This is a genomic window from Microbacterium sp. MPKO10 (genome assembly GCF_026107415.2).
Lineage (GTDB): Bacteria > Actinomycetota > Actinomycetes > Actinomycetales > Microbacteriaceae > Paramicrobacterium.
In genome coordinates this window covers 19,196-45,424 of the sequence record NZ_JAPCHX010000004.1, presented here as the reverse complement: position 1 = coordinate 45,424, position 26,229 = coordinate 19,196, and the positions used below count along the sequence as shown (strand labels likewise).

Below are 26,229 nucleotides of genomic sequence, written 5' to 3'. Positions count from 1 at the left end.
TGCTGGCGGGCGACGCGGCCCGCAGCATCCGCTTGGTAGATTAGGACCATGACCACGCACGTTGCACTCGCGGGAGCCCGCGGGAAGATGGGGCGTCTGTTCGACGCCATCCTCGCTGAGATGGATGACGTGGAAGTGGTGGCCCGACTCGGCCGTGACAGCAGCCTCAGCGAGATGGATGGCGCCGATCTCGTCGTGGACGTCACGCATCCAGACGCCAGTCAGCGGATCGTCGAGCATGCGACACGAACGGGCGCCCACGTGCTGATCGGAACATCCGGGTGGTCGGAGTCGCGCATCACCAGTCTGCGCAGCAGTCTCTCTGACGGTGCCGGTGTGCTGATCATCCCCAACTTCTCGCTCGGTTCCGTACTCGGAACGACGTTCGCCGCACTTGCCGCGACGTTCTACTCGTCGATCGAGATCATCGAGAGCCACCGAGCGACGAAGGCCGATTCGCCCAGCGGAACAGCCGTGCGCACGGCAGAGCTCATGGCCGCGGCGCGTGAGGGCCTCGGCCCGGTCGAAGCACCGCATACCGAGCAGCGTGCGCGCGGTCAGGAGGTCGCGGGGATCCCCGTGCACAGCCTGAGGCGGCACGGCGTTGTTGCGCGCCAGGAGGTGCTTCTGGGCGGCGCAGGCGAGACGCTCAGCATTGTGCACGACACGATCGACTCCAGCGCGTATGAGCGCGGCATCCGCCTGTCGATCGATGCAGCACGCAATGTCACGGGTGTCGTGGTCGGGCTCGAGAACGTCATTGATCTCGGACTTACCTCGTCATGAGCGCGCGCATCGGGGCCATTGTCATGGCTGTGGTCCTTGCGCTGTATCTCGTGCTGATCGGCCAGCGGGCTGTGCAGTTTGTGCTGACGGGTGAGCCGATCGCTGTGGTGATGGGCATCGCGCTGATCGTGCTGCCGATCATCGGCGCTTGGGCGCTGTACAAAGAGCTGCAGTTCGGGGTCAAATCGGGGCGGCTCGCCGATGAACTCGCTGCGGCGGGGGAGGAGCCGACAGACCTACCTGTTCTGCCGAGCGGCCGCATTGAACGGGAGGCAGCGGATGCTGCATTCCCCGCGTATCGTGCACAGGCCGAAGCGGAGCCCGACTCCTGGCAGGCGTGGTTCCGCTTGGGAATCGTGTACAAGGGAGCCGGAGACACCCGCCGAGCACGCAGTGCTGTGCGTCAGGCCATCCAGCTGCACGATGCAGACAGAAAACGAGCCGACCGGTCGTAACCGGTCGGCTCGTTTTCTGAGGACTGCCTCAGGCCAGGCTTGCCTCGATCGTGATGTTGATTCCGGCGAGTGCCTGCGACACAGGGCAGCCGCCCTTCGCCGCTTCGGCGAGTCGCTGGAACTCATCGTCCGAGATGTTCGGGACCTTGGCGTTCACCAGCAGATGGCTTCCGGTGATCTTCGGACCGGACGGGTCGAACGTGACAGCCGCGGTGGCCTGGACGCTCTCCGGCGGGAATCCTGCATCGACGAGCGTATTCGAGAACGCCATCGAGAAGCAGGCGGCGTGCGACGCTCCCAGAAGCTCTTCCGGGGTCGTCGTGGACTCTGAGCCCTCGGAACGAGCCTTCCAGTCGACGGGCAGAGATGCGCTCTTCGACGAATCGAGCGAAACTGTTCCGCTTCCTTCGAAAAGCGTGCCGTTCCACACTGTTGTGGCTTCGCTTGTGACAGCCATGCTTCCTCCGTTCTTGCGGGCGTCGGATACCCGCGTGATGAATCGCTTCGGTTCGAGCCTATCGACTTGCAGGCGTCGTAGCGATGAGTTCGTTAGCATGAGGCCGGGAGGTCACGATGGCACGCGGCGACAAGACAGCACTGGTGACGGGTGCCACATCAGGCCTGGGCCTGCAGTTCGCCGAGCAACTGGCGGTACGCGGCTTTGGGCTGGCACTCGTTGCCCGAGACAGTGCACGGCTGAAGCACGTGCAGGCCGATCTCATCTCCCGCCACGCGCTCCCGGTCGAGATCCTCCCCGCCGACCTCACGACAACCGAGGGACTCGGCGTGGTCGAGAGCCGCATCGAAGCGCGCCCCGTTCACGTGCTCGTGAACAATGCGGGATTCGGGCTGAAGGAGCCGTTCGAGAGCGCGAGCATCGACGCTGAGGAAAAGCATCTCGATATCCACGTGCGCGCACCGATGCGGCTGATGCACGCAGCACTCCCTTCGATGCTCGAGCGCGGCAATGGCACCATCATCAACGTCGCGAGCGTTGCGGCATTCACACCGCGCGGCACATACGGAGCTGTGAAATCGTGGACGGTGTCGATGTCGCGGTGGGCGAACACCCGATATCGGCGCAACGGCGTTCACGTGACGGCCGTGTGCCCCGGATTCGTCCGCACCGAGTTTCATCAGCGACTCGGCGCCGAGCTGGACGACACCCGAGACTGGATGTGGCTTCAACCCGGAGCCGTCGTTTCTGAAGCGCTGTCCGCGGCGGGCCGCGGGAAAGCCGTGTCGATACCCTCGCTTCGCTATCGTGCGTTCGTCTCGGCATCGAAGTTCGTGCCGGCGCCACTTGCCCAGATGATCGCCGCGCGGGGGCGGTGACCGATACGGGGCCGAGCCGGTACCCTGGAAGCGTGACGAACGCAGAGAATCCTTTCGGACAGGTCCTCGTGGCGCTGGTGACGCCGTTCACCGCCGACGGCGAAGTCGACTGGCCCGGAGTCGAGAAGCAGATCGATGATGTGATCACGCAGGGAGCCGACGGGATCGTGGTGACCGGCACGACCGGTGAGACATCCACGCTCACCGACCCCGAGAAGATCCGCCTTGTGGAGGTCGGTAAGTCGGTAGCGAACGGCCGCGCCAAGATCATCACCGGCGGCGGCTCGAACGAGACAGCGCATGCAATCGAGCTGTACAAGGCGAGCGAACGTGCCGGAGCCGATGGCGTCATGATCGTCACGCCGTACTACAACAAGCCGACACAGGCAGGCATCCTCACTCACTTCCGCTTGATCGCCGACGCCACGGACCTGCCGGTGATCCTGTACGACATTCCCGGGCGCACCGGTGTGCCCATCGGGTACGAGACGATTCTTCGTGCAGCTCAGCATCCGAACATCCGGGCCGTCAAGGATGCCAAGGGCAATTTCTCCGAGGTCAGCCGTGTGCTGAACCAAACAGACCTCATGTATTTCTCCGGTGACGACGCGAATGCGCTCCCGCACCTGTCGATCGGGGCGACCGGACTCATCGGGGTAACGGCGAACATCACAGCGCGTCCCTATCGCGAGATGGTCGACGCGGTGAACAACGGGGACCTCGCGACGGCGACGGCAGCGCACAAGACGCTTGAGCCGCTCGTTCGCGCCGTCATGACGCACGTACCCGGTACGGTCTCTGCAAAGTACATCCTGCACGGGCTCGGTCGCATCGACAGCCCGCGCGTGCGCCTGCCGCTCGTCGGCCCCGAAGAGGCCGAAGCGGCCCGGATCGAGGACGACCTCGCGCTCATCAGCGACATCGACGGCGCCGATTTCACAAACTTCCGACCCGACCGCAATGCCGCGGCCGGCGGAGCACTTCCCAAGGTGCACGGCACCACGCGCTGACGCGCACAACACACGACAACAGAACCCAGGAGGGCTTATGCCCAATGCCGTAATCGATCCGCCTGAATTGGAACGAGGCACGCTGCGCGTGATGCCGGTAGGCGGACTCGGCGAGGTCGGTCGCAACATGACCACGTTTGAGATCGACGGCAAGATCCTCATCGTCGACTGCGGCGTCCTCTTCCCTGAGGAATACCAGCCCGGCGTTGATCTCATTCTTCCCGACATGTCGCCCATCAAGGACCGCCTTGACGACGTCGTCGGCCTCGTTCTCACACACGGTCACGAAGACCACATCGGCGCCGTGCCCTACCTGCTGCGACTGCGCTCAGACATCCCGATCATCGGGTCGGGGCTGACGCTCGCGCTCACGGAGGCAAAGCTCAAGGAACACCGCATCAAGCCGTACAGCCTCACCGTGAAGGAGGGGCAGAAGGAGTCTCTCGGCCCCTTCGACCTCGAGTTCATCGCCGTCAACCATTCGATCCCCGACGCCCTCGCCGTCGCAATCAAGACCGATGCCGGAACTGTGCTCGCCACGGGCGACTTCAAGATGGATCAGCTTCCGCTCGACGGGCGCATCACCGACCTGCGCAGCTTCGCTCGACTCGGTGATGAAGGAGTCGACCTGTTCCTCGTTGACTCCACGAACGCCGACGTCCCCGGATTCACGCCGCTCGAGCGGTCGATCGGGCCCGTGCTCGAGCAGGTTATCGCGAAGGCTCCCCGACGTGTGATCGTCGCGAGCTTCTCCAGCCATGTGCACCGCGTCCAGCAGGTTCTGGATGCTGCTCACGCGAACGGGCGCCGAGTGGCCCTGCTCGGTCGCTCCATGCTGCGCAACATGACTATCGCTGCTGAACTGGGGTACCTGCGGGTGCCGGATGGCGTCCTGATCGACTACAAGAAGGCGAAGGACATCCCCGACGATCAGATCGTCTACATGTCGACCGGCTCGCAGGGCGAACCGATGGCTGTCCTCAGCCGGATGGCGAACCTCGACCACGCGATCGAGCCGGGGGAGGGCGACACAGTTGTTCTCGCCTCGAGTCAGATCCCCGGCAACGAGAGCGCCATCTACCGCGTTATCGACGGGCTCACCAAGCTTGGGGCGAGCGTCGTACACAAGGGAAATGCGAAAGTGCACGTGTCGGGTCACGCCGCCGCGGGAGAGCTGCTGTACTGCTACAACATCCTGCAGCCTGCGAACGTGCTCCCCATCCACGGGGAGTACCGGCACCTCATCGCGAACGCGAAGCTCGCGCAGGACACCGGCATTCCCGAGGCGAACACCTTCCTTGCGGAGAACGGCACGGTTCTCGACCTGCGAGACGGGCACGTCGATGTTGTCGGCCAGGTAGACATCGGCTTCGTCTACGTCGATGGCGCGACGGTCGGCGAGATCACCGATTCCGACCTCAAAGACCGCCGCATCCTGGGCGAGGAAGGCTTCATCTCAATCATCGTCGTCGTCGAGTCCCAGACCGGGCGTGTTGTCTCCGGCCCGGAGATCCACGCGCGCGGCTTCGCCGAGGATGACGCCGTGTTCACGAAGGTGCGCCCCAAGATCGAGGCAGCGCTCACCGAGGCCGTCGGTAACGGAGTTCGCGACCAGCACGCGCTGCAGCAGGTCGTGCGGCGCACGGTCGGCCGCTGGGTGAACACGTCGTACCGACGTCGCCCAATGATCGTTCCGCTCGTCATCGAAGCGTAGGCGACTCTGCCGAAGTCCCGCGTCATTACCGGGTAAAGCCATGCCTCACCGGTACCGTTGAGGCATGGCTTCAGGCACGACGTCCTCTGGCCGCAGTCGCAAGAAAGCGAGCGACGGCGGTACCTCGCGCGCGCGCACTGCGACGGCCACGAAGAAGACTAAGAAGATCGAGCCGGAACCGGTCGCCCACACGCCGAATATTCTCATCAAATCCTGGCTGGGCCTCGCCCATGTCGCGGGTGGCGCGGCTCGCGCCCTCGGCCCCGAGCGCATCGAGAAAGAACAGCGCCGCGACGGCATCCCCTTCTTCATCCTCCTCCTCGCGATCGCGGGCATGGTCGTCGAGTGGTTCGGCGTCAACGATCCGGTAGCCCGCACCCTTGACCAGTGGACGTTTGGCGGCATCTTCGGCCGTCTCGCGTTCGCGCTGCCCGTTGTGATGCTGCTGCTCGCCATCTGGCTGTTCCGAAACCCGAACCCGGTCAACGACAACGGCCGTGTGGGCATCGGGCTTGGTCTGCTCGTGCTGTCGATCACCGGCATCTGCCACGCCGTCAGCGACCATCCGTCGCCCGGTGCGGGCGGGCTTCCCGCGCTGTCGAATGCCGGCGGCCTTCTGGGCTGGATGGTCGGTGCTCCTCTGGTGTTCCTGATCACCTCCATCGGAGCGACGATCGTGCTGGGGCTGATCGGGCTCCTTGCCCTCTTCATCGTCACGAAGACGCCGCCCACGAAAATCCCACAGCGTTTCAGGCAGTTCACCGCATGGATGTTCGGCACGGATCCAGACGACACTGCCGCGCCGAAGAGCGGTGAGACCCCAGACACGGATGCTGTGGCTGACGAGTCGCTTCCCTGGTGGCGCCGCAACAAGAGCGGACGCGAGACCGAGGTCGACAGCGACGCTCCCGTCAACGATATGACGGAACTGCTCACTCCGAGCGAACCCGACAACGCGTTCGACACGCCGGTCGTGCGCGAGCCGGAGCAGCCGGCATTCGCGCCGTCGGAGGTCATGGACGACATTTCAGCGGCAGAATCAGCGGTCTCGGATTTCTCCCCGGGCGATGACTCCCGGGGCATTCACGGCGACGGTGGCGACAACTCGACGGACGATATTCCCGAGATGCAGACGCTTGCGCTGCGCGGCGACGAGGCTGCTCCGGCGAAGGCTACGGAGTCCGAGCATCCGTATCGGCTTCCCTCCACGTCGACGCTGGCTGCGGGCGCTCCGGCGAAGGCTCGGTCCGCCGTGAACGATCAGGTGGTCGCCGCGATCGTCGGTGTCTTCGAACAGTTCAAAGTCAATGCCACGGTGACGGGCTTCTCGCGCGGACCGACAGTGACGCAGTACGAGATCGAGCTTGGGCCGGGCGTGAAGGTCGAGCGGGTCACCGCGTTGTCGAAGAACCTTGCGTACGCCGTCGCATCGAATGAGATCCGCATCCTCTCACCGATACCGGGCAAGAGCGCGATCGGTCTTGAGATTCCCAACGCCGACAAGGAGATCGTTGCGCTCGGTGACGTGCTTCGCTCGTCTGCGGCGATGAAGGCGACGCATCCGATGACGATCGGCGTCGGAAAGGACGTCGGCGGTGGCTTCGTCTTGGCGAACCTCGCGAAAATGCCGCACCTCCTCGTCGCGGGATCGACGGGGTCGGGGAAGTCAAGCTTCGTCAACTCGATGATCACGAGCCTGCTCATGCGTGCAAAGCCGAGCGACGTGCGGATGGTCCTCGTGGACCCGAAGCGGGTCGAACTGGCACCGTATGCGGGCGTGCCGCACCTGATCACACCCATCATCACGAACCCGAAAAAGGCAGCCGAAGCGCTGGAGTGGGTCGTGAAAGAGATGGATATGCGGTATGACGACCTGGCGAGCTTCGGGTACCGGCACATTGACGACTTCAACAAGGCGATTCGCAATGGCGAGATCGAGCTTCCCCCGGGGAGCGAGCGCGTCCTCAAGCCCTACCCGTATCTTCTCGTTGTCGTCGACGAGCTTGCCGATCTCATGCTCGTCGCGCCTCGCGATGTGGAGTCCTCGATCGTCCGCATCACGCAGCTTGCACGAGCATCCGGCATTCACTTGGTTCTCGCAACTCAGCGACCATCCGTTGACGTCGTGACGGGGCTCATCAAGGCAAACGTTCCTTCACGACTCGCGTTTGCCGTCACGAGCGTGACGGACTCCCGCGTCATCCTCGACCAGTCAGGAGCCGACAAGCTGATCGGTCAGGGCGACGCACTGTTCCAGCCGATGGGATCGTCGAAGCCGATCCGTGTGCAGGGTGCGTGGGTGAATGAGAGCGAGATTGAGAAGGTCGTCGCTCACGTCACGGCGCAGGCGCGGCCGGAGTATCGCAAGGACGTTCAGCAGACGATCGAGAAGAAAGAGATCGACGCCGACATCGGAGACGATCTCGATGTTCTCCTGTCGGCTGTTGAGCTCGTGGTCAACACACAGTTCGGCTCGACATCGATGCTGCAGCGCAAGCTGCGTGTGGGGTTCGCCAAAGCCGGACGGCTCATGGACCTCATGGAATCCCGAGACATCGTGGGGCCATCCGAGGGATCGAAGGCGCGCGATGTGCTCGTCAGCAAAGAACAGCTGCCTTCGGTGCTGGCCCGGCTGCGAGGAGAGGACCCACCGGGTGCGGCTGAGGCTCCCGAGGCTCCGGCGCCGCAGCCGTCCGCGGATCCCATTGACGCGCAGTTCGACGGATACGAGACTGTCAACGCCGATGAGTCCGAAGATGCGTGGCAGCTGACCGACCGTGAATAATCGTGGTGTGACCTCTTCCGTGCCCAGTCCCTTCAACCTGCCGAACACGATCACGATCGTCCGCATCGTGTTCGCTCCAGTCTTCGTCGCGCTTCTGCTGATCGACGGTGGGGCGGATGCTGCGCTGCGCTGGATTGCCGGCATCCTGTTCATCGTGGGGATCGCCACAGATGGCGTCGACGGGCACATTGCGCGGTCACGCGGACTCGTGACTGATCTCGGGAAACTCCTCGACCCCATTGCCGACAAGATTCTCACCGGGGCCGCTCTCATCGGACTCTCGATCCTCTCCGAGCTTCCCTGGTGGGTGACAATCATCGTGCTCGTTCGCGAGGTCGGCATCACAGTGCATCGGATGGTTGTCCGGCATGAAGGCGTTGTGGCCGCCGCGTGGATGGGCAAACTTAAGACGGTATTCCAAGGCATCGCCATCTCATTCGCGCTGGTTCCGCTGTGGACTCTTCTGGGCGACTGGATTTTCTGGGTGAATGGCGCGCTGATGTGGATCGCCGTGATCCTGACGCTCGCGAGCGGTGTTGACTACATCGTCACCGCGATCAGGTCCCGGCGATCATGAGCACACGCACCCCAGAGTTGATTGAGGCGTTCACCGATGCAGGGCTGACACTCGGAGTCGCCGAATCGCTGACCGGCGGGGCGCTGTGCGCCGAGCTGATCAGACCAGCCGGTGCCTCCGCCGTTGTGGTCGGGGGTGTCGTCGCGTACGCCACCGCGCTGAAGGCGAGCGTGCTCGGCGTCGATGCGAGCCTGCTCGAGGCGCAGGGGCCCGTGCATCCGGACGTGGCCGCTCAGATGGCCGCCGGCGTTCGCTCCGTCGTCGGCAGCGGGGGAGAGGCCACCTCCGTCGGAGTATCGACAACCGGTGTCGCGGGGCCCGGATCACAGGGCGGACAGTTGCCGGGCACTGTGTACATCGCCGTGGACAGCACACGGGGAAGCGCGGTTCGAGCGCTCTCGCTGCACGGCGACCGTGATGAGATCCGAGCGGCTACCGTCGACGCGGCTGTCGAGCTGCTGAGCGACGTCGTTCTTCGCAGGAGGCCGAATGGGGAATAGCAGCCGTGGTGCCCTGGTTGTACATGACAGACTCACACGGAAACATCAGGCGTGAATCGAACGGCAATCACTAAGCTGGTATGTAGTAGTGTTATCGATCCAGCAGCGGAGCCGCCGCTCGAGACGACGAGCAGAAAGGAAGGGTCTCATGGTTCTTGTTCGACAGGAAATCGGAGACGTTCTTCGTGACTTCCGTCTGCAGAAGGGGCATACGCTCCGGCAGGTGGCGAGTAAGGCAAGTGTCGCTCTTGGCTACCTGAGCGAGGTGGAGCGGGGGCAGAAAGAGGCGTCGAGCGAGATTCTCGCATCGGTCGCCGAGGCGCTCGAGACACCGATCTCGGTGATCATGAGGGAAGTGGGCGATCGCCTCGCGGTCGTTGAGGGAATCGATCCGATCCCCGACACGATTCCCGACGCACTCGTCGCCGAGTTGGATGCCGACTTGGTGACGCGCTGACGCGCAGAACGTGAGAAGGGCGTCCCCGGAAAGCGGGGGCGCCTTTCGTCTGTACAGGGAGAATCGTGAAGCTGAGCGAGTTCGGCTACGCCGTCGACACAGAATTCGGCGACTCGTACGGTCGCGTCGTCGTGCGCGATCTGGTTCTGCCCACGCTGGGAGGGCGTTCCGCCCAGCAGGCACTTGAGGACGGCGAACGCCCCCGAGACGTCTGGGTGGCCTTGTGCGAGGCCACTGACGTGCCGCGCGCACGCCGGGCCGGTGTGGGGCTGCCCGAGCCGCGCGACTGAACAAACACGCCGTGTCACCGCTCGAACACAGCTTCGAACGGTGTTACGCTCTCCACAGGAGGTGTCGTCGCCGAGTTTTCCACCGAATGGATGATCTGCCGCACGAATGTCGGAGGTCGCTCGTACAGTCGAATTCATCAGCGGACGTCGCTCCAGCCTTGTCGGAGTCCCGGGTTGCCGGGCGCGACAGCCTACAGGCGCACCGATCACCACAATGAAGGAGACGCAGCTCATGGCAGCATCAGCAGACCGCGAGAAATCTCTCGAGACAGCTCTCGCGCAAATCGACCGTCAGTTCGGAAAAGGCTCAGTAATGCGTCTCGGCAGCGACGAACGCGCGCCCGTTGAGGTGATTCCGACCGGCTCTGTCGCACTTGACGTTGCACTCGGCGTCGGCGGCCTGCCGCGTGGCCGCATCGTGGAGATCTACGGGCCGGAGTCCAGCGGTAAGACGACGCTCACGCTGCATGCGATTGCGAACGTACAGGCAGCGGGCGGCATTGCGGCGTTCGTGGACGCCGAGCATGCTCTTGATCCCGAATACGCGAAGAAGCTCGGCGTCGACATCGACGCGCTCCTCGTGTCGCAGCCCGACACCGGTGAGCAGGCGCTGGAGATCGCAGACATGCTCGTGCGTTCGGGCGCCATCGATCTCGTCGTCATCGACTCGGTGGCTGCGCTCGTACCCCGAGCCGAGATCGAAGGAGAGATGGGAGACTCACACGTGGGCCTCCAAGCACGGCTGATGTCGCAGGCGCTTCGCAAGCTGACCGGTGGGTTGAACCAGACCGGCACCACGATGATCTTCATCAACCAGCTGCGTGAGAAGATCGGCGTCTTCTTCGGCAGCCCCGAGACGACAGCGGGTGGCAAGGCGCTGAAGTTCTACTCGTCGGTGCGTCTTGATATCCGACGCATTGAAACCCTGAAGGACGGCGGCGATGCCGTCGGTAACCGCACCCGCGTGAAGGTCGTCAAGAACAAGATGGCTCCACCGTTCAAGCAGGCGGAGTTTGACATTCTCTACGGCACGGGCATCTCGCGCGAAGGCAGTCTGATCGACTTCGGGGTCGAGCACCAGATCGTGAAGAAGTCCGGTGCCTGGTACACCTACGAGGGCGATCAACTGGGCCAGGGCAAAGAGAACTCGCGAAACTTTCTGCGGACCAACCCGGACATCGCCCTTGAGATCGAGAATCGGATCAAGGACAAGCTCGGCCTGGGCTCGGCGGAGGGCGACGCTGACGAACTCGCGGCGCGGCGCGGAGCCTGACTCTGATGGTCTCGTTTCGCCCGTCAGACGACGACGCGCGCGACCTCGCGCCGGTGACGGAGCTCTTCCGCCACCGGCGCGAGGTCGACCGCGACATGCCGCCTGCTGCGGAGGAAACCCCCGCCGAGGGGCCGACGACCAGCGAGCTCGAGGCCGACGTCGTTCGGGCGATCAGCCGACGCGGACTGACCGAGAAGGAAGTTCGTGACCGCGTCACCGGTCGCGACGGAGACGCGGAGCAGGCTGAGGCCGTTCTCGAGCGTATGCGTGAGCTGCGCTACGTCGATGACGAGCGCATCGCCGAGGAGATGGTCCACCGGCTCTCTGAGGGGCGTGGGAAGAGCCGCGCGGTCGTGGCACGTGAGATGTCGGCACGCGGAATCGACAGAGAGATCATCGACGCCGCGCTGGAAGACATCTCCGCGGAGCACGAGGTGTCCCAGGCAGTCACTCTCGCGCTCAAAAGGGGTGCTCAGCTTCGTGGCGTCGACGACGCCGTCTTCGAGCGCCGTCTCACGGGGTATCTGGCGCGACGAGGGTACGCGGGAGCTGTAGTGCGCGAGGCCGTGGCGGCTGCGCGGGCCGAGCGCGGCAGCAGTGTTCGGTTCCGCTGAATGGCCCGATTCTGCAGCATCCCGCCGTCGAACGTAAACTGGTGGGCATCATGAGCACCTTGACCGAACGACCGACAGAGATTCAGCGCTCCGAGGCTGCGCTCCGTTCCGATGGAAGCGCGCGCACGTACCAGGTGCGCACTTTCGGCTGCCAGATGAACGTGCACGACTCAGAGCGACTCAGCGGCTCGCTTGAGGCTGCCGGTTATCAGAAGGCCGCCGACGGAACCGACGCGGACATCGTCGTGATCAACACGTGTGCCGTGCGTGAGAACGCCGACAATAAGCTCTACGGCAACCTCGGCCACCTCGCTGGCGTGAAGCGCAAGCACGAGGGCATGCAGATCGCGGTGGGCGGCTGCCTCGCTCAGAAAGACAAGAACGTCATTCTTGAGAAGGCGCCGTGGGTCGACGTGGTTTTCGGCACCCACAATATGGGCTCGCTGCCCAAGCTTCTGGAACGCGCACGCCACAACGACGAGGCACAGATCGAAATCCTCGATGCCCTCGAGACTTTCCCGTCGACGCTGCCGACGAAGCGTGACTCGAGCTATTCCGGCTGGGTGTCGATCTCCGTCGGATGCAACAACACGTGCACGTTCTGCATTGTGCCGTCGCTGCGCGGAAAAGAGAAGGATCGCCGCCCGGGACAGATCCTCTCCGAAATCCAGGCACTTGTTGAGGATGGCGCCGTCGAAGTCACCCTCCTCGGCCAGAATGTGAACTCCTATGGCGTGGAGTTCGGCGATCGGCAGGCGTTCAGCAAGCTTCTCCGCGCGGCGGGAAAGATCGACGGACTCGAGCGCATCCGGTTCACAAGTCCGCACCCCGCGGCCTTCACCGATGATGTGATCGACGCAATGGCTGAGACCCCGAACGTTATGCCACAGTTGCACATGCCCCTGCAATCCGGATCGGATCGTGTGCTCAAGGCTATGCGGCGCTCGTATCGCAGTAAGAAATTCTTGGGCATTCTGGAGCGCGTGCGTGAGCGGATCCCGCACGCGGCGATCTCGACAGACATCATCGTCGGCTTCCCCGGAGAGACAGAGGACGACTTCGCCGAAACACTCCGCGTCGTCGAGGAGTCACGTTTTGCCTCGGCATTCACGTTCCAGTACTCGATCCGCCCGGGGACCCCCGCGGCCACGATGCCCGATCAGATTCCCAAAGAGGTCGTTCAAGAGCGCTACGAACGGCTTCTCGCTCTGCAGGAGCGCATCAGTCTGGAAGAGAACCAGGCGCAGATCGGCACTGAGGTTGAGCTGCTCGTTGCCGTTGGAGAGGGCAAGAAGGATGCTGAGACACACCGTCTCACCGGTCGCGCTCGTGACTCGCGCCTCGTGCACTTCCAGGTTCCGGAGGGGAGCGCGGTACCTCGTCCCGGCGACATGGTCACGGTGACCGTGACGAATGCCGCACCGTTCCATCTGCTTGCCGACTCGATCGATGGGGCTCCGCTTCGTATTCGCCGCACACGCGCGGGCGACGCGTGGGAACGCGATCAGGCTGACTCCTGCGGAGTGCCCGCGCACGGTACGGAACCGGCCGGCTCTGTATCGCTCGGCATGCCGACACTGCGTCCGGCCGTCGCGACGACACCGATCTACGACCCGCAGGACGGTGAGCGCTGAACGCTCCACCCCTGATCGTCATTGTCGGAGCAACAGGAACCGGCAAGTCCGCGCTCTCACTCAACCTGGCCGAAATGCTCGAGCGCCGGGGCCAGCACGCGCAGGTCGTGAACGCCGATGCCATGCAGCTGTATCGCGGCATGGACATCGGAACGGCGAAGCTCCCGCTCTCGGCACGGCGCGGCATCCGCCACCACATGCTCGATGTGCTGGAGGTCTCAGATGATGCCTCGGTCGCCGACTACCAGCACCGCGCCCGCGCCGTCATCGACGAACTCCGTGATGAGGGCGTGACCCCGATTCTCGTTGGAGGATCGGGCCTCTACGTCTCCAGTGTCATCTACCCCTTCGAGTTTCCGGGGACAGATCCGGTCGTTCGCGCACGACTCGAAAACGACCTGCAGGCGCAGGGCGTGGATGCTCTCGCCCAGCGCCTGGCGGATCTCGACGCTGATGTCGCTCGCCGGGTGGGCCGGACGAACGCTCGTCGCATCGTGCGCGCTCTCGAAATCGCGGAGCTGACGGGAGATCCCGCACGCGGCATGCTGCCCGATGCCCCCGAGCCGGTATACGCCTCCGTGCTTCTCGGCGTGCATACCGAACGAGAGACCCTCAGAGAACGACTGGACGCGAGGGTTGTCGGCATGTGGCGTGCTGGACTCGTCGACGAGACGCGGATGCTGCGCAAGGCAGGCCTGGAACGGTCGACGACAGCGGGCCGCGCCATCGGATACGCGCAGGCAGGAGCGCAGCTCGACGGTGCGGTCACCGAAGCGGAGGCTGTGGCCGATGCACAGCGCCTCACACGGAGATACGCCAGACGGCAAGTCAGCTGGTTTCGTCGCTACGAGAACGTTGCCTGGCTCGACTCGGACGCCCCGACCCTACAGCGCGAGGCCGAGAGTGCTGTCCTCTCTCGCTTCGACGACCTCTAGACTCGACGTATGGCGATGACCCTCCAGTTCACCAAAGGCCACGGAACCGGCAACGACTTCATCCTCTACGCTGACCCCGCGGGTGAGAACCCCCTCGACGCCGCACAGGTGCGGGCGCTCTGCGATCGGCATATGGGAATCGGCGCCGACGGCGTCATCCGTACCGTACGCTCCCAAGCTCTCCCCGACGGGAAGGCGGCTCTTGACGAAGATGCTGGCGCTGAGTGGTTTATGGACTACGTCAATGCTGACGGTACGACGGCGGAGATGTGCGGAAACGGCATCCGGGTCTACGTCAGATATCTCATCGAGAACGGCCTGATCACACTCGAGTCCGGCGACACCGTAGCGATCGGCACCCGCGCGGGCGTGCGTGACGTTCAGCGTTCGGGGACGGGTTTTCAGGTCGATCTGGGCCGATGGACGCTGGAAGAGGGTGAGCCGCTGGTCCGCGTCAAGGAGCTCAAGGTAGCGCGGCCTGGGCAGGGGATCGACGTGGGTAACCCGCACATTGTCGTCGCTCTCGCCGACGTCGACGAGCTTGCCGATGCCGATCTCACGTATGTTCCGCAGGTGGATCCCGCGCCCCAGGACGGCGCCAACATCGAACTCGTCGTGCCGCACGACCCGCTCGTCACTGACGGCATCGGGCGCATCACGATGCGCGTCCATGAGCGCGGCGTCGGAGAGACGCTGTCATGCGGCACGGGGGTTGCGGCGTCAGCCCTCGCGACGCGTCACTGGGCGGGAGCGAGCGCGCCGAACAACTGGCACGTCGATGTTCCCGGCGGAACGCTAGGCGTCCGCATGTTCGCAGCCGAGGATGGCGAGCACGTGGGCCTTTCCGGTCCGGCAGTGCTGGTCTACACCGGAACGATCGACCTGGCCTGATGGCGGCTACGGGGCGCGGACGACGTCGATGGGGGTCGTGGCGCCGGTGCGTCGACGCGTGCGAAGCACACGATAGCCCTTGCCCGTTGCGACGCGTGCCACGCCAAACGAGCTTTCTAACTCGTCGTGCAGCCACCGCTGCAGGCTGTCGGCGCCGAGATTTCTCTGAACCACGAAAAACCCGTCGGCGCCGGGCTCCAGCCGCGGCACCCACCGCGTGAGCATGCCATGCAGCTCATTCTTTCCCACCCGGATCGGCGGGTTTGACCAGATCGTGGCAAAGCGGACATCGTCGGGGACATCGTCAGGCAGCACGGCACGGATGTTGTCACAGGCGAGGGACGTTGCATTGCGGCGTGCAACATCGAGGGCTCGCTCGTTGACATCGACTGCCCACACCGTGGCCGCCGGGGAGAGCAGCCCGAGGGAGAGAGCGATGGGACCCCAGCCACAGCCGAGATCGAGCAGATTCCCCTCCTCGGGTGGCGGAGGAGTGTTGGCCAGCAGGACTCGGGTCCCCTGATCGAGGCGATCCGGGCTGAAGATTCCGTTCGCCGTCGTCAGGCGACGCGGGGCGCCCGCAAGATCAACGGTGATGATCTTCGTCTTGAGTTCGCTCCCGGGCGTTCCCGAGAAATAATGATCGCCGGTCATAGTTAGGTACGTTATCGCAGGCAACCGACACTAGGGTTGAAAGACATGGCTGACAACGATAAGCACACGAACGACGACGACGCCGTCGATCGCATTCTGGCGAGCGGCGAAGCACGCGCGTTCTCGGTGTTCGGTCGCGCGCAGGCGCTGCAGGACGAAGCATCCGACTCCCACAGCGACGGGGAGCAGCTTGACCGGGACGAGCGGCGGGCGCTCCGTCGTGTCGCTGGGCTCTCGACAGAGCTCGACGACGTCACCGAGGTCGAGTATCGCCAGTTGCGGCTCGAGAACGTTGTGCTCATCGGCGTCTACCCCCAGGGGGACCTGGAGGACGCCGAGAACTCGCTCCGCGAGCTGTCTGCCTTGGCGGAGACGGCGGGTGCTGTCGTCCTCGACGGACTGCTGCAGCGCCGCCCACACCCGGATCCCAGTACGTATCTCGGGCGTGGCAAGGCCGAGGAGCTGCGCGACGTTGTGCGATCTCTCAACGCCGACACGGTCATCGCAGACACAGAGTTGGCTCCGAGCCAGAGGCGCGCCCTCGAAGATGTTGTGCGCGTGAAAGTGATCGACCGGACAGCCGTGATTCTGGATATCTTCAGCCAGCATGCCCAGAGCCGAGAGGGCAAGGCACAGGTCGAGTTGGCTCAGCTGGAGTACTTGCTTCCGCGGCTGCGCGGCTGGGGCGAGTCGATGAGCCGTCAGGCGGGCGGACAAGTCGGCGGCGCGGGTGCCGGCATGGGGTCACGTGGCCCCGGTGAGACGAAGATCGAGCTGGACAGGCGCCGCATTCACAGTCGCATGGCGCGTCTGCGCAAGCAGATCAAAGGTTTCGGTCCGGCGCGAGAGGCGAAGCGGGCAAATCGCTCTCGGTTCGCTGTGCCGTCTGTGGCGATCGTGGGGTACACGAACGCCGGCAAGTCCAGCATCCTGAATCGGATCACCCACGCGGGTGTCCTCGTGGAGAACGCCCTCTTCGCGACTCTTGACTCGACGACGCGCCGCACGCGCACCGAGGACGGCCGCGAGTTCACGTTGTCGGATACTGTCGGCTTTGTGCGCAACCTTCCGCACCAGCTTGTCGAGGCATTCCGGACCACGCTCGAAGAGGTTTCGTATGCGGATCTCATTGTCCACGTCGTCGATGCGGCACACCCCGATCCCGCATCCCAGATCACGACGGTACGGGACGTCATCGGCGATGTCGGCGCACGCGATGTGCCAGAGCTCATCGTGTTCAACAAGTCCGATCTGATCGGAGACGATGACCGGCTCATGCTCAGAGGGCTCGCACCTGACGCCGTCTTTGCCTCCGCGCGCACCGGTGCGGGTATTGGCGACGTCATGGATGCGATCAACAGGATGCTGCCGCATCCGCCCGTTGATGTCGCCCTCGTTGTCCCCTACGACCGCGGAGACATCATCTCGATGCTGCATCGCCGCGGCGAGGTCACGACGATCGACTACCGCGAGGACGGGACGTACGTCGAAGCGTCAGTCTCCGAGGAGATTGCTGCCCAGGTGCGAGACTTCGGCGTCGAGGGCTGACCTCAGACAGAACGCAGAACCGCGACAACCTTCCCCAGGATCTCGGCGTGATCGCCCACGATCGGCTCGAAGGCAGTGTTTCGCGGAAGCAGCCAGGTATGACCGTCACGCTGACGGAACACCTTCACTGTGGCCTCCTCGTCGAGCATTGCCGCGACGATATCGCCGTTCTCTGCTGTGGACTGCTGTCTGACGACAACCCAGTCTCCGTCGCAGATCGCTGCGTCGATCATGGACTCGCCCTGAACATGGAGCATGAAGAGCTCGCCCTTACCGACGAGCTGGCGGGGGAGCGGAAACACCTCTTCGATCTGCTGCTCCGCAGTAATGGGAACGCCCGCGGCGATGTTGCCGACCAGCGGAACCATTGTGGCGTCGCCGACCGGTCGTGACGTTTCGCCCACGTCCGCGGTCTGGGGGAGGTCGATCAGAACCTCCAGCGCACGCGGGCGATTGGGATCACGCCGCAAATAGCCGCTCAGCTCAAGCTGATTGAGCTGATGGGTAACGCTCGACAGAGAGGCGAGCCCGACGGCGTCGCCGATCTCTCGCATGCTCGGCGGATAGCCGTTCTGCACCACCGTGCGCTGGATGAACTCCAGGATCGCCCGCTGCTTATCGCTCAAGTTCTTGCGGCGACGAGTGCGCGCCTTCTTCGTCGTGTCCTGTGCCATCGCTGTACTCCTGTCGCCGTGCGAACCGCAATGTCGGTGGCTCGTGATGGTGTGTTCCCTGTGTTCGAAACTGTATCCGCTTCACCGGCCCGAGGCAAACATCTCTTCGAGTGTGTCGCCGGATTCGGCGGCAAAAGTCCGAAAAAGTGGTTGACAATTCGAACAGTCGAATATAAGTTCGGAACACAGGTTCGTTCCGGGCGCCGCCGGCCTGGGGCTCGGAACGAACCCGTCAACGAAGGAGCACAAGAATGATCACTCAGCAGACCGCCGCTACGCCGCGACTGCGCTTGACCTCTCGGGGGCGCGCCGTGCTGACGGGGCTTGCCGCCCTCCCGCTCGTCGTGGGCATCGCTTTCGGTGCCGTTCAGGCGGGCTCGGCCGCGGCATCCGATGATTCCTCAACAGAAACGTTCGAATACGTGACCGTGTCCAGCGGTGAGTCACTGTGGGCACTGGCAGAGCGCATCGCGCCAGACCACGACCCTCGTGAGGTCGTCGCAGAAATCGTTGACCTGAACCAGCTGGGAACGTCCTCCGTCGGCGCCGGTGAGCGCATCGCGATCCCGTCACAGTACGAGAGTGAGCAGGGCTGACGCCATACGATGGGACGGTGACTTCTTTAGACGACCTTCCCCTTCGCGCTGATCTGCGCGGACGCTCGCCGTACGGGGCTCCCCAGGAGCCTGTGCCCGTTGCACTCAACGTCAATGAGAACACGCACGGTATTCCCGAGGATGTGGCTCATGACATCGTGAGGTCGGTTGCCGCCTCCATTATTGGTTTGAACCGCTATCCTGATCGGGAGTTCACGGAGCTCCGCCGGGATTTTGCTGCCTACCTGGGCTCGGATCTCACTGAGCAGAATATCTGGGCGGCGAACGGCTCCAACGAGATTCTGCAGCAGATTCTTCAGGCGTTCGGTGGTCCTGGTCGTTCTCTCCTTGGTTTCGCTCCGACGTATTCGATGTATCCGCTGTTGGCGTCCGGGACGGGAACACGGTGGATCGCACGCGATCGCCAAGCCGACTTCGAGCTCGCTCCGGAATACGTTGCCTCGGTCATCGCCGAGGAAAAGCCCGACGTGGTCGTGCTGTGCGCACCAAACAACCCCACGGGAACACCGCTGGATCTCGAGACAATCTCTGCCGCTTACGACGCAGCGCCGGGCATTGTGATCGTGGATGAGGCATACGCCGAGTTCTCCGAGCCCGGAGAGCCGAGCGCGCTGGAACTGCTCGACGGCCGTCCTCGGCTTATCGTCTCGCGCACGATGAGCAAGGCCTTTGCCTTCGCGGGTGCACGTGTGGGGTACCTGGCGGCCGATCCAGCCATCACCGACGCCTTGCGCCTCGTGCGCCTTCCGTACCATCTCTCTGCGCTCACGCAGGCCGCGGCCCGGGCTGCTCTCCGCCACGCAGATGAGATGCTCGCCGTCGTCGACGATATTCGGGGCCAGCGAAAGCGGATTGCGAACGGCTTGGCCGACCTCGGTTATACGCCCTATCGGTCGGGGAGCAACTTCGTTTTCTTCGGCGGTGTCGTCGACACCGCATCGGTCTTTCGTCAGCTCTTCGAGCGCGGCATTCTCATTCGCGATATCGGCATTCCCGGGCACATGCGCGTCACGGCAGGAACCGAGACAGAGACGACGGCGTTTCTCGAAGCCATGTCCGCACTACGATCATGAGTATGACTTCTTCACGCGTCGCGCGAGTTCAGCGCGAGACAAGCGAGTCGTCGATCGACCTTCGTATCGACCTCGACGGCTCCGGAACGAGTGACATCTCGACATCCGTGCCGTTTTTTGACCATCTGTTGACCGCATTCGCCAAACACTCGCTCACCGATCTCACGGTGAGAGCGACAGGCGACACACATATCGATGTGCACCACACCGTGGAGGACATCGGCATCTCACTCGGTACCGCTATCAAAGAGGCTCTTGGCTCGAAAGAGGGGATCGCCCGTTACGGCGACGCTCTGGTCCCGCTCGATGAGGCACTCGCGCAGGCCGTCGTGGATATCTCCGGACGCCCGTACCTCGTCCACAGCGGCGAGCCGGCCGGGTTCGAGTTCCACCTCATCGGCGGACACTTCACCGGCTCCATGGTCCGCCACGTGTTCGAGGCAATCGCGTACAACTCGGCCATGACCGTCCACGTCGATGTCAAAGGCGGGCGCGACCCGCACCACATCGCTGAGTCAGAGTTCAAAGCGTTCGCTCGGGCATTCCGACAGGCTAAAGCCCACGATCCTCTTGTCAGCGGGATTCCATCGACTAAGGGTGCCCTGTGAGCCGTCGCCGTGTCGTCGTGTTCGACTACGGCTCTGGCAACGTGCACTCGGCTGTCAAGGCCGTCGAAGCGGCCGGCGCTGATGCTCGGCTGACGGACAGCCGCCGCGAAGCACGCGAGGCAGACGGGCTCATCGTTCCCGGTGTCGGTGCATACGGCGCCGTCATCGATCAGCTTCGTGCCTCGGGCGCAGACGAAGTCATCGATCGGCGGCTCGCCGGAGGGCGTCCTGTTCTCGGGATCTGCGTTGGAATGCAGGTGATGTTCGAGTCGGGCACCGAGGGGAGTCGTTCCGTGGAAGGGCTCGGGGAATGGCCCGGCGTGGTCGACAGGCTCACGGCGCCCGTGCTTCCTCACATGGGGTGGAACACGGTCGACGCCCCCGATGGCTCGAGGCTCTTCGCCGGTGTCTCGGAGGAACGCTTCTACTTTGTGCACTCGTATGCCGCTCGCTCATGGTCACTCGATTCGTCTGGTCCCTTCGCCGCACCGAAGGTGACCTGGGCGACGCACGGCGACCGGTTCGTCGCGGCTGTAGAGAACGGCCCGCTCTGGGCAACGCAGTTTCACCCCGAGAAGTCGGGCGCGCCCGGCGTACGGCTGCTGTCGAATTGGGTGGATAGCTTCTCTGATCACTAACATAGGGTTTTCGTGCCACCAGGGCACATACTGAGGTTGACAAAGGATGGGAATGCGCGAGTTCAATCAGGCTCCGGCACTCGAATTGCTGCCCGCGGTCGACGTCGCTGACGGCAAGGCAGTGCGTTTGACCCAGGGCGAAGCCGGCAGCGAGACAGACTACGGAGATCCCGTCGATGCCGCGGAGGCGTGGGTTGATGCGGGAGCCGAGTGGATTCACCTCGTCGACCTCGACGCGGCGTTCGGTCGCGGCAGCAATGCCGGGGTGATCCGTCGCGTGATCAAGAATGTGCGCGACGTCAACGTCGAGCTGTCCGGAGGCATTCGCGACGATGCTTCGCTGGAGGCAGCGCTGAACAGCGGCGCGAAGCGCATCAATCTCGGGACCGCTGCGCTCGAGAACCCCGAGTGGGCGGCGAACGTCATCGGGCAGTACGGGGAGGCGATCGCAGTCGGGCTTGACGTTCGCGGGACCACACTGGCCGCACGTGGCTGGACGCGCGACGGCGGAGATCTTTGGCATGTCCTCGACCGACTGGAGGACGCCGGTTGCGCGCGTTACGTCGTCACCGATGTGACGAAGGACGGCACGCTGAAGGGGCCAAACATCTCGCTGCTGCGCGACGTCATGGAGCACACGGAGCGACCCGTCGTGGCCTCAGGGGGAATCTCGAGCCTCGACGATATCGCGGCCCTGCGTGAACTCGTCTCGCTCGGGCTTGAGGGCGCAATTGTGGGGAAGGCACTCTACTCGGGCGCCTTCACGCTGGCGGAGGCTCTGGATGTCGCCTCCGACTAACGCGGCAGACTCTGCGGGCCAGCCCTGGGCAGGCCGAAGCTTCCAGGCCAATGACCGTGCGGCCGACGATGGCAGCGCACCTCCGCGCCTGATCAGCGCCCTCGAGGACTTTCATCGCGGCGACGATGATGGCCGACGCGTCATTGCGGAGTTTGCGACGGCTCGACTGCTGATCCCGCTGGTTGCGCACGCGGGTGAGCACGGTGTCACTGATGGGGGTCTCGTCGTGGACAAGACGCAGGAACTGTCGATCATCACCGTCAGCGGGCCGGATGGGCGAGACGTCATGCCCGTCTTCTCGTCGGTCACCGCCATGCAGGCGTGGAATTCTCAGGCTCGTCCGGTGCCGGCCGAGGGTATCCGCGTGGCTCTCGCGGCAGCAGAGGAGCACACAGATCTCGTCGTGCTCGATCCCACGTCAGACACTGAGTTCGTCATTCGCCGGCCAGCCCTCTGGGCGATCGCCCAGTCGCAGGATTGGGTCCCGAGTTTCGCGGATCCCGAGGTGAACGAGGCGTTCGTCCGATCGTGCGGGACAGATGCCCGTGTTGCGGAGGTGTCGCTGTCGGCCGGCGACCCGACTGCGCGCCTGCGGGCACCCGAGACGATTGTGACCCTTGCGCTGGCGCCGGGACTCACCCGCGAGGAAGTTTCAGAAGTCATATCCCGTCTGAGCGCGCTGTGGGCGGCAGACGACGTGATCGCGAATCGTGTGGATTCGCTCACCGTGTCGGTGAACGCCGCCTAAGCGACCGGACCCGTCCACTTCTCGCCCGGGCCCGATCCTGGAGCATCCGGCATTGTCGATGCTTCACGGAACGCCAGCTGCAGCGTGCGCAGACCATCGCGGAGACTCCGCGCATGCATGTCGCTGATCTCGGGCGCACCTGCCGTGATGAGCCCCGCCAGAGCGTTGATGAGCTTGCGTGCTTCGTCGAGGTCGGTCTGCCCCTCGGCGTCGTCGGCGAGCCCGCATTTGACGGCGGCAGCGCTCATGAGATGGACAGCCGTCGTCGTGATCACCTCGACGGCACCGACATCGGCGATGTCCCGAGTCACCTCGTTCAGGGCCGCGTCGAAATCACTGACGTTCTGGTTGTCGTTTTCGGTCGTGTTCACACTATTCCTCTGCTAAACTGTTGCGGTCCATGGGACATGTCCCAAGGCGAAAGAGGAGAATCTCCCACCCGCGCTTGACCGTTATTCAGGTTACCGGGTTGTTGCACTCCGCCGGGCCGCAGAGCGGCACGGTAGACAGGGTGTGGTGCAGTTGTGTTGCACACGCGTGAATCCTCTCTCGTCATGTGTCCGGTATCCGCCGGCACATGGATTAGATAAATCAGATCAGAGGAGTTCCGCATCAGCGATCCCCGTACCAATGACCGTATCCGGGTTCCGGAGGTTCGACTCGTCGGACCGAGCGGTGAGCAGGTTGGCGTCGTCAAGCTCGACGTCGCTCTTCGCCTTGCCCAAGAGGCAGACCTTGACCTCGTCGAGGTGGCGCCCAATTCGAAGCCGCCCGTGGCGAAGATCATGGATTACGGCAAGTTCAAGTACGAGGCTGCGCAGAAGGCCAAGGAGGCTCGGCGCAACCAGGCGAACACCGTGCTCAAAGAGGTCCGGTTCCGCCTCAAGATCGATTCACACGACTACGAAACAAAGCGCAAGCGCGCCGAGGGCTTCCTCAAGGGCGGAGACAAGGTCAAAGCGATGATCCTGTTCCGTGGCCGTGAGCAGTCCCGGCCCGAGATGGGCGTTCGCTTGCTCCAGAAGTTTGCCGAAGATGTCGGGGAGTTCGGGACTGTTGAGTCCAACCCCAAGATTGATGGCAGAAATATGGTCATGGTCATCGGGCCGCTGAAGAACAAGTCAGAGGCCAAGGCCGAGGCCAACGCACAACGTGCCGCCAAGAAGGCGGCAAAGCAGGAGGAGAAGAATGCCTAAGCAGAAGACCCATTCAGGGGCCAAGAAGCGTTTCAAGGTCACCGGAAGCGGAAAGATCATGAAGCAGCAGGCGGGCATGCGCCACAACCTCGAGGTGAAGTCGAGCCACCGCAAGCGTCGTCTGAACAAGGACCAGGTCCTGTCGTCGCACGACACAGCAATGGCGAAGAAGCTTCTCGGCCGCTGAGCCAGAGACCGGTTAGGAAAATAGAGAAATGGCAAGAGTAAAGAGGGCTGTCAACGCCCACAAGAAGCGTCGGGTCATCCTTGAGCGTGCCGAGGGATACCGTGGTCAGCGTTCGCGCCTGTACCGTAAGGCGAAGGAGCAGGTCACACACTCGTTCGTCTACTCGTACGGTGACCGCCGCAAGCGCAAGAACGACTTCCGTCGCCTCTGGATCCAGCGCATCAACGCGGCATCGCGCGCGAACGGCCTGACCTACAACCGCTTCATCCAGGGCCTCGGCCTCGCGGGTGTTGAGGTCGACCGCCGCATGCTCGCCGAGCTTGCTGTGAATGAGCCCTCCGCATTCACCGCTCTCGTCGAGACGGCGAAGAAGGCACTGCCCGCTGACACGTCGGCTCCCAAGTCTGACGAAGCCGCGTAGTATTCTCGTCTTCACACGGTGGCGGGGTCCCTTTGGGGCCCCGCCACCGGTTATTAACGGCCCGTAGACTGGCACGGTGATTGAAAATCCCCGCTCGGGCCGTGTCAAAGCAGTGGCCAAGCTCTCCCGTCGACAGACGCGCCAGGAGACCGGTTTGTTTCTCCTCGAGGGTCCTCAGGCTGTGTCTGAAGCACTTGCGTGGCGCCCCGAGCTTCTCGAGGAGCTCTTCGTGACGCCGACTGCGGCTGAGAAGCACGCGGGAATCATGGCCGCGGTGCGCGATGCAGATGTCGATTTCGAGTATGTCACCGAGGACGTCCTCGACGCGATGACTGACACGGTCACGCCGCAGGGCATCGCCGCAGTGTGCCGACAGCATCCGACCGCGCTCAAAGACATCGTGGCGAGAACCCCGCGCCTGATCGCCGTGCTCGAAGAAGTCAGAGACCCGGGAAACCTGGGCACCATCATCAGGGCGGCGGATGCTGCTGGGGCCGACGCCGTGGTGCTGACGGGGCGAACCGTCGACCCGTTCAACTCCAAGGTCGTGCGTTCGACGACGGGGTCGCTCTTTCACCTGCCATTCGCCGTCGGCGGCGAACTCGATACGGTGCTTCCGCAGCTGCGGAGCGCGGGACTGACGATCGTGGCTGCGGACATCAAAGGGGACGACCTGCTCAGCCGCCGTGACGCGGGAGATCTCGCCCAGCCGACGGCCTGGCTTTTTGGCAATGAGGCGCGGGGCCTGGCAGACGAGATTCTGCAGCGTGTAGACGCCGCGATCTCAGTGCCGATCTACGGTCGCGCGGAGTCGATGAACCTCTCGACGGCAGCATCCGTCTGTCTGTATGAATCAGCTTTTGCCCAGAGGGCATCCGATAAGAGCTGACGCGTTAAGTTACGACTTCGTAACGGGGACGATCCGCGGTGCCTGAGATGACGCTTGGTCGCATAGCGTAAGCGATATGGAATCCAACGATCAGGGGGACTCCGCGGACAAACGCGGTCCCGCGTCTTTCGAGACGACAAGCAACCCCATCGCGGCGGCCACGGGTGAGCCCCTCGTCATCGTCGAGGACGTTGAGAAGTATTACGGGGACTTCCATGCGCTGAAAAACATCAATCTCACGGTGAACAAGGGCGAGGTCGTCGTCGTCATCGGGCCAAGTGGGTCAGGGAAGTCGACTCTCTGCCGAACGATCAACCGCCTGGAGACGATCAATGCGGGTCAGATTCGCATTGATGGCAAGAAGCTCCCGGAGGAAGGCAAGGCGCTGGCCGCGCTGCGCGCGGACGTGGGAATGGTCTTCCAATCGTTCAACCTCTTCGCGCACAAGACCATTCTGGAGAATGTCACGCTCGGGCCGACCCGCGTGCGCGGGCAGAAGCGGGCCGAGGCGGAGGAAGCGGCGCGGGCACTCCTGGAGCGCGTCGGAGTCGGAGTTCAGGCCGACAAGATGCCCGCACAGCTGTCCGGTGGTCAGCAGCAGCGTGTTGCGATCGCGCGCGCCCTCGCAATGAAGCCCAAGGTGATGCTGTTCGATGAGCCGACAAGTGCGCTTGACCCCGAGATGATCAACGAAGTCCTCGACGTCATGGTTCAGCTGGCCAGTGAGGGCATGACAATGGTCGTTGTGACGCACGAAATGGGCTTCGCTCGCAAGGCGGCCGACCGCGTCGTCTTCATGTCTGAGGGTGAGATTGTGGAAGAGGCCGAGCCCGAGGAGTTCTTCACGAACCCGAAGTCGGACCGGGCTAAAGACTTCCTGTCGAAGCTGCTCACGCACTGAGCCGCTTCGACAGAAGGACA

At 63.7% G+C, this 26,229-nt stretch carries 31 protein-coding genes; 27 read left to right on the top strand and 4 right to left on the bottom strand.

Annotated elements, in window-relative coordinates:
• Positions 1-48 precede the first annotated feature (48 nt).
• Positions 49-786: a 4-hydroxy-tetrahydrodipicolinate reductase gene (gene dapB / locus OK352_RS08395; protein ID WP_265141018.1), complete on the top strand. Its 738-nt coding sequence runs from the start codon at positions 49-51 to the stop codon at positions 784-786.
• Positions 783-1,241 (top strand): hypothetical protein, encoded by a 459-nt coding sequence (locus OK352_RS08390; RefSeq protein ID WP_265141017.1) that lies wholly within the window; start codon positions 783-785, stop codon positions 1,239-1,241. Before dapB ends, OK352_RS08390 begins: the two co-directional genes overlap by 4 nt.
• Before the next feature lie 28 nt (positions 1,242-1,269).
• Here the strand turns inward: OK352_RS08390 and OK352_RS08385 are convergent, their stop codons facing one another.
• Positions 1,270-1,698: an OsmC family peroxiredoxin gene (locus tag OK352_RS08385; RefSeq protein WP_265141016.1), complete on the bottom strand. Its 429-nt coding sequence runs from the start codon at positions 1,696-1,698 to the stop codon at positions 1,270-1,272.
• Positions 1,699-1,814: 116 nt separating this feature from the next.
• Here OK352_RS08385 and OK352_RS08380 point away from each other — a divergent pair, with 116 nt between their 5' ends.
• From OK352_RS08380 to dapF, 13 genes are all read left to right on the top strand, one after another.
• Positions 1,815-2,576 carry an SDR family NAD(P)-dependent oxidoreductase gene (locus OK352_RS08380; RefSeq protein WP_265141015.1) on the top strand — a complete coding sequence of 254 codons (762 nt, stop codon included), beginning with the start codon at positions 1,815-1,817 and terminating at the stop codon, positions 2,574-2,576.
• 32 nt (positions 2,577-2,608) lie between these two features.
• Positions 2,609-3,586: a 4-hydroxy-tetrahydrodipicolinate synthase gene (dapA, locus tag OK352_RS08375; RefSeq protein ID WP_265141014.1), complete on the top strand. Its 978-nt coding sequence runs from the start codon at positions 2,609-2,611 to the stop codon at positions 3,584-3,586.
• Positions 3,587-3,623: 37 nt separating this feature from the next.
• A complete protein-coding gene (locus OK352_RS08370; RefSeq protein ID WP_265141013.1) occupies positions 3,624-5,300 on the top strand; it encodes a ribonuclease J in 1,677 nt (558 codons plus the stop codon).
• 64 nt (positions 5,301-5,364) lie between these two features.
• Positions 5,365-8,085 carry a DNA translocase FtsK gene (locus OK352_RS08365; protein WP_265141012.1) on the top strand — a complete coding sequence of 907 codons (2,721 nt, stop codon included), beginning with the start codon at positions 5,365-5,367 and terminating at the stop codon, positions 8,083-8,085.
• Between the two features lie 7 nt (positions 8,086-8,092).
• On the top strand, positions 8,093-8,662 hold the full coding sequence (gene pgsA, locus OK352_RS08360; protein WP_265141011.1) for a CDP-diacylglycerol--glycerol-3-phosphate 3-phosphatidyltransferase: 570 nt from the start codon (positions 8,093-8,095) through the stop codon (positions 8,660-8,662).
• Complete coding sequence (locus OK352_RS08355) at positions 8,659-9,162, top strand: CinA family protein (protein WP_265141010.1); 504 nt, start codon at positions 8,659-8,661, stop codon at positions 9,160-9,162. The genes pgsA and OK352_RS08355 overlap by 4 nt, the downstream gene beginning before the upstream one ends.
• Positions 9,163-9,310: 148 nt before the next feature.
• Positions 9,311-9,619 (top strand): helix-turn-helix domain-containing protein, encoded by a 309-nt coding sequence (locus OK352_RS08350; RefSeq protein WP_265141009.1) that lies wholly within the window; start codon positions 9,311-9,313, stop codon positions 9,617-9,619.
• Between the two features lie 65 nt (positions 9,620-9,684).
• Positions 9,685-9,909 carry a DUF3046 domain-containing protein gene (locus OK352_RS08345; protein ID WP_265141008.1) on the top strand — a complete coding sequence of 75 codons (225 nt, stop codon included), beginning with the start codon at positions 9,685-9,687 and terminating at the stop codon, positions 9,907-9,909.
• Positions 9,910-10,141: 232 nt separating this feature from the next.
• Positions 10,142-11,182, top strand: coding sequence for a recombinase RecA (gene recA / locus OK352_RS08340; protein ID WP_265141007.1), 1,041 nt, complete (start codon positions 10,142-10,144; stop codon positions 11,180-11,182).
• A 5-nt stretch (positions 11,183-11,187) separates the two neighbouring features.
• Positions 11,188-11,796 carry a regulatory protein RecX gene (locus tag OK352_RS08335; protein WP_265141006.1) on the top strand — a complete coding sequence of 203 codons (609 nt, stop codon included), beginning with the start codon at positions 11,188-11,190 and terminating at the stop codon, positions 11,794-11,796.
• A gap of 50 nt (positions 11,797-11,846) precedes the next feature.
• On the top strand, positions 11,847-13,430 hold the full coding sequence (gene miaB, locus OK352_RS08330) for a tRNA (N6-isopentenyl adenosine(37)-C2)-methylthiotransferase MiaB (protein WP_265141005.1): 1,584 nt from the start codon (positions 11,847-11,849) through the stop codon (positions 13,428-13,430).
• Entirely contained in the window at positions 13,427-14,365 is a 939-nt protein-coding gene (gene miaA, locus OK352_RS08325) for a tRNA (adenosine(37)-N6)-dimethylallyltransferase MiaA (protein WP_265141515.1), read from the top strand. The genes miaB and miaA overlap by 4 nt, the downstream gene beginning before the upstream one ends.
• Positions 14,366-14,380: 15 nt before the next feature.
• Positions 14,381-15,256, top strand: a complete 876-nt coding sequence (dapF, locus tag OK352_RS08320; RefSeq protein ID WP_265141514.1) for a diaminopimelate epimerase — start codon at positions 14,381-14,383, stop codon at positions 15,254-15,256.
• A gap of 6 nt (positions 15,257-15,262) precedes the next feature.
• On the opposite strand, the gene OK352_RS08315 is transcribed toward dapF, so the two are convergent.
• On the bottom strand, positions 15,263-15,910 hold the full coding sequence (locus tag OK352_RS08315; protein ID WP_265141004.1) for a class I SAM-dependent methyltransferase: 648 nt from the start codon (positions 15,908-15,910) through the stop codon (positions 15,263-15,265).
• Between the two features lie 45 nt (positions 15,911-15,955).
• On the opposite strand from OK352_RS08315, the gene hflX reads away from it, so the two are divergent.
• A complete protein-coding gene (hflX, locus tag OK352_RS08310) occupies positions 15,956-17,458 on the top strand; it encodes a GTPase HflX (RefSeq protein ID WP_265141003.1) in 1,503 nt (500 codons plus the stop codon).
• 2 nt (positions 17,459-17,460) lie between these two features.
• On the opposite strand, the gene lexA is transcribed toward hflX, so the two are convergent.
• On the bottom strand, positions 17,461-18,132 hold the full coding sequence (lexA, locus tag OK352_RS08305) for a transcriptional repressor LexA (RefSeq protein WP_265141002.1): 672 nt from the start codon (positions 18,130-18,132) through the stop codon (positions 17,461-17,463).
• Between the two features lie 251 nt (positions 18,133-18,383).
• Here lexA and OK352_RS08300 point away from each other — a divergent pair, with 251 nt between their 5' ends.
• Genes OK352_RS08300 through OK352_RS08275 form a run of 6 tightly spaced genes read left to right on the top strand, consistent with a single transcriptional unit; the run spans position 18,384 to position 22,615 of the window.
• Complete coding sequence (locus tag OK352_RS08300) at positions 18,384-18,728, top strand: hypothetical protein (RefSeq protein ID WP_265141001.1); 345 nt, start codon at positions 18,384-18,386, stop codon at positions 18,726-18,728.
• 17 nt (positions 18,729-18,745) lie between these two features.
• Positions 18,746-19,822 carry a histidinol-phosphate transaminase gene (locus OK352_RS08295; protein WP_265141000.1) on the top strand — a complete coding sequence of 359 codons (1,077 nt, stop codon included), beginning with the start codon at positions 18,746-18,748 and terminating at the stop codon, positions 19,820-19,822.
• A gap of 2 nt (positions 19,823-19,824) precedes the next feature.
• Entirely contained in the window at positions 19,825-20,430 is a 606-nt protein-coding gene (hisB, locus tag OK352_RS08290) for an imidazoleglycerol-phosphate dehydratase HisB (RefSeq protein WP_265140999.1), read from the top strand.
• Positions 20,427-21,068 (top strand): imidazole glycerol phosphate synthase subunit HisH, encoded by a 642-nt coding sequence (gene hisH, locus OK352_RS08285; protein ID WP_265140998.1) that lies wholly within the window; start codon positions 20,427-20,429, stop codon positions 21,066-21,068. Before hisB ends, hisH begins: the two co-directional genes overlap by 4 nt.
• 52 nt (positions 21,069-21,120) lie before the next feature.
• Positions 21,121-21,867, top strand: coding sequence for a bifunctional 1-(5-phosphoribosyl)-5-((5-phosphoribosylamino)methylideneamino)imidazole-4-carboxamide isomerase/phosphoribosylanthranilate isomerase PriA (priA, locus tag OK352_RS08280; RefSeq protein WP_265140997.1), 747 nt, complete (start codon positions 21,121-21,123; stop codon positions 21,865-21,867).
• Complete coding sequence (locus OK352_RS08275) at positions 21,851-22,615, top strand: SseB family protein (RefSeq protein ID WP_265140996.1); 765 nt, start codon at positions 21,851-21,853, stop codon at positions 22,613-22,615. The genes priA and OK352_RS08275 overlap by 17 nt, the downstream gene beginning before the upstream one ends.
• On the opposite strand, the gene OK352_RS08270 is transcribed toward OK352_RS08275, so the two are convergent.
• Positions 22,612-22,935, bottom strand: a complete 324-nt coding sequence (locus tag OK352_RS08270) for a DUF1844 domain-containing protein (RefSeq protein WP_265141513.1) — start codon at positions 22,933-22,935, stop codon at positions 22,612-22,614. The genes OK352_RS08275 and OK352_RS08270 overlap by 4 nt on opposite strands.
• A gap of 291 nt (positions 22,936-23,226) precedes the next feature.
• On the opposite strand from OK352_RS08270, the gene infC reads away from it, so the two are divergent.
• The 5 genes from infC (at position 23,227) to OK352_RS08245 (ending at position 26,209) form a co-directional block, all read left to right on the top strand.
• On the top strand, positions 23,227-23,811 hold the full coding sequence (gene infC / locus OK352_RS08265) for a translation initiation factor IF-3 (protein WP_306387793.1): 585 nt from the start codon (positions 23,227-23,229) through the stop codon (positions 23,809-23,811).
• A complete protein-coding gene (gene rpmI, locus OK352_RS08260; RefSeq protein WP_265140995.1) occupies positions 23,804-23,998 on the top strand; it encodes a 50S ribosomal protein L35 in 195 nt (64 codons plus the stop codon). The genes infC and rpmI overlap by 8 nt, the downstream gene beginning before the upstream one ends.
• A 28-nt stretch (positions 23,999-24,026) precedes the next feature.
• Positions 24,027-24,419, top strand: coding sequence for a 50S ribosomal protein L20 (gene rplT, locus OK352_RS08255; protein ID WP_265140994.1), 393 nt, complete (start codon positions 24,027-24,029; stop codon positions 24,417-24,419).
• Positions 24,420-24,495: 76 nt separating this feature from the next.
• A complete protein-coding gene (locus tag OK352_RS08250; RefSeq protein WP_265140993.1) occupies positions 24,496-25,308 on the top strand; it encodes a TrmH family RNA methyltransferase in 813 nt (270 codons plus the stop codon).
• Between the two features lie 76 nt (positions 25,309-25,384).
• Positions 25,385-26,209, top strand: a complete 825-nt coding sequence (locus tag OK352_RS08245) for an amino acid ABC transporter ATP-binding protein (RefSeq protein ID WP_265140992.1) — start codon at positions 25,385-25,387, stop codon at positions 26,207-26,209.
• Positions 26,210-26,229 lie beyond the last annotated feature (20 nt).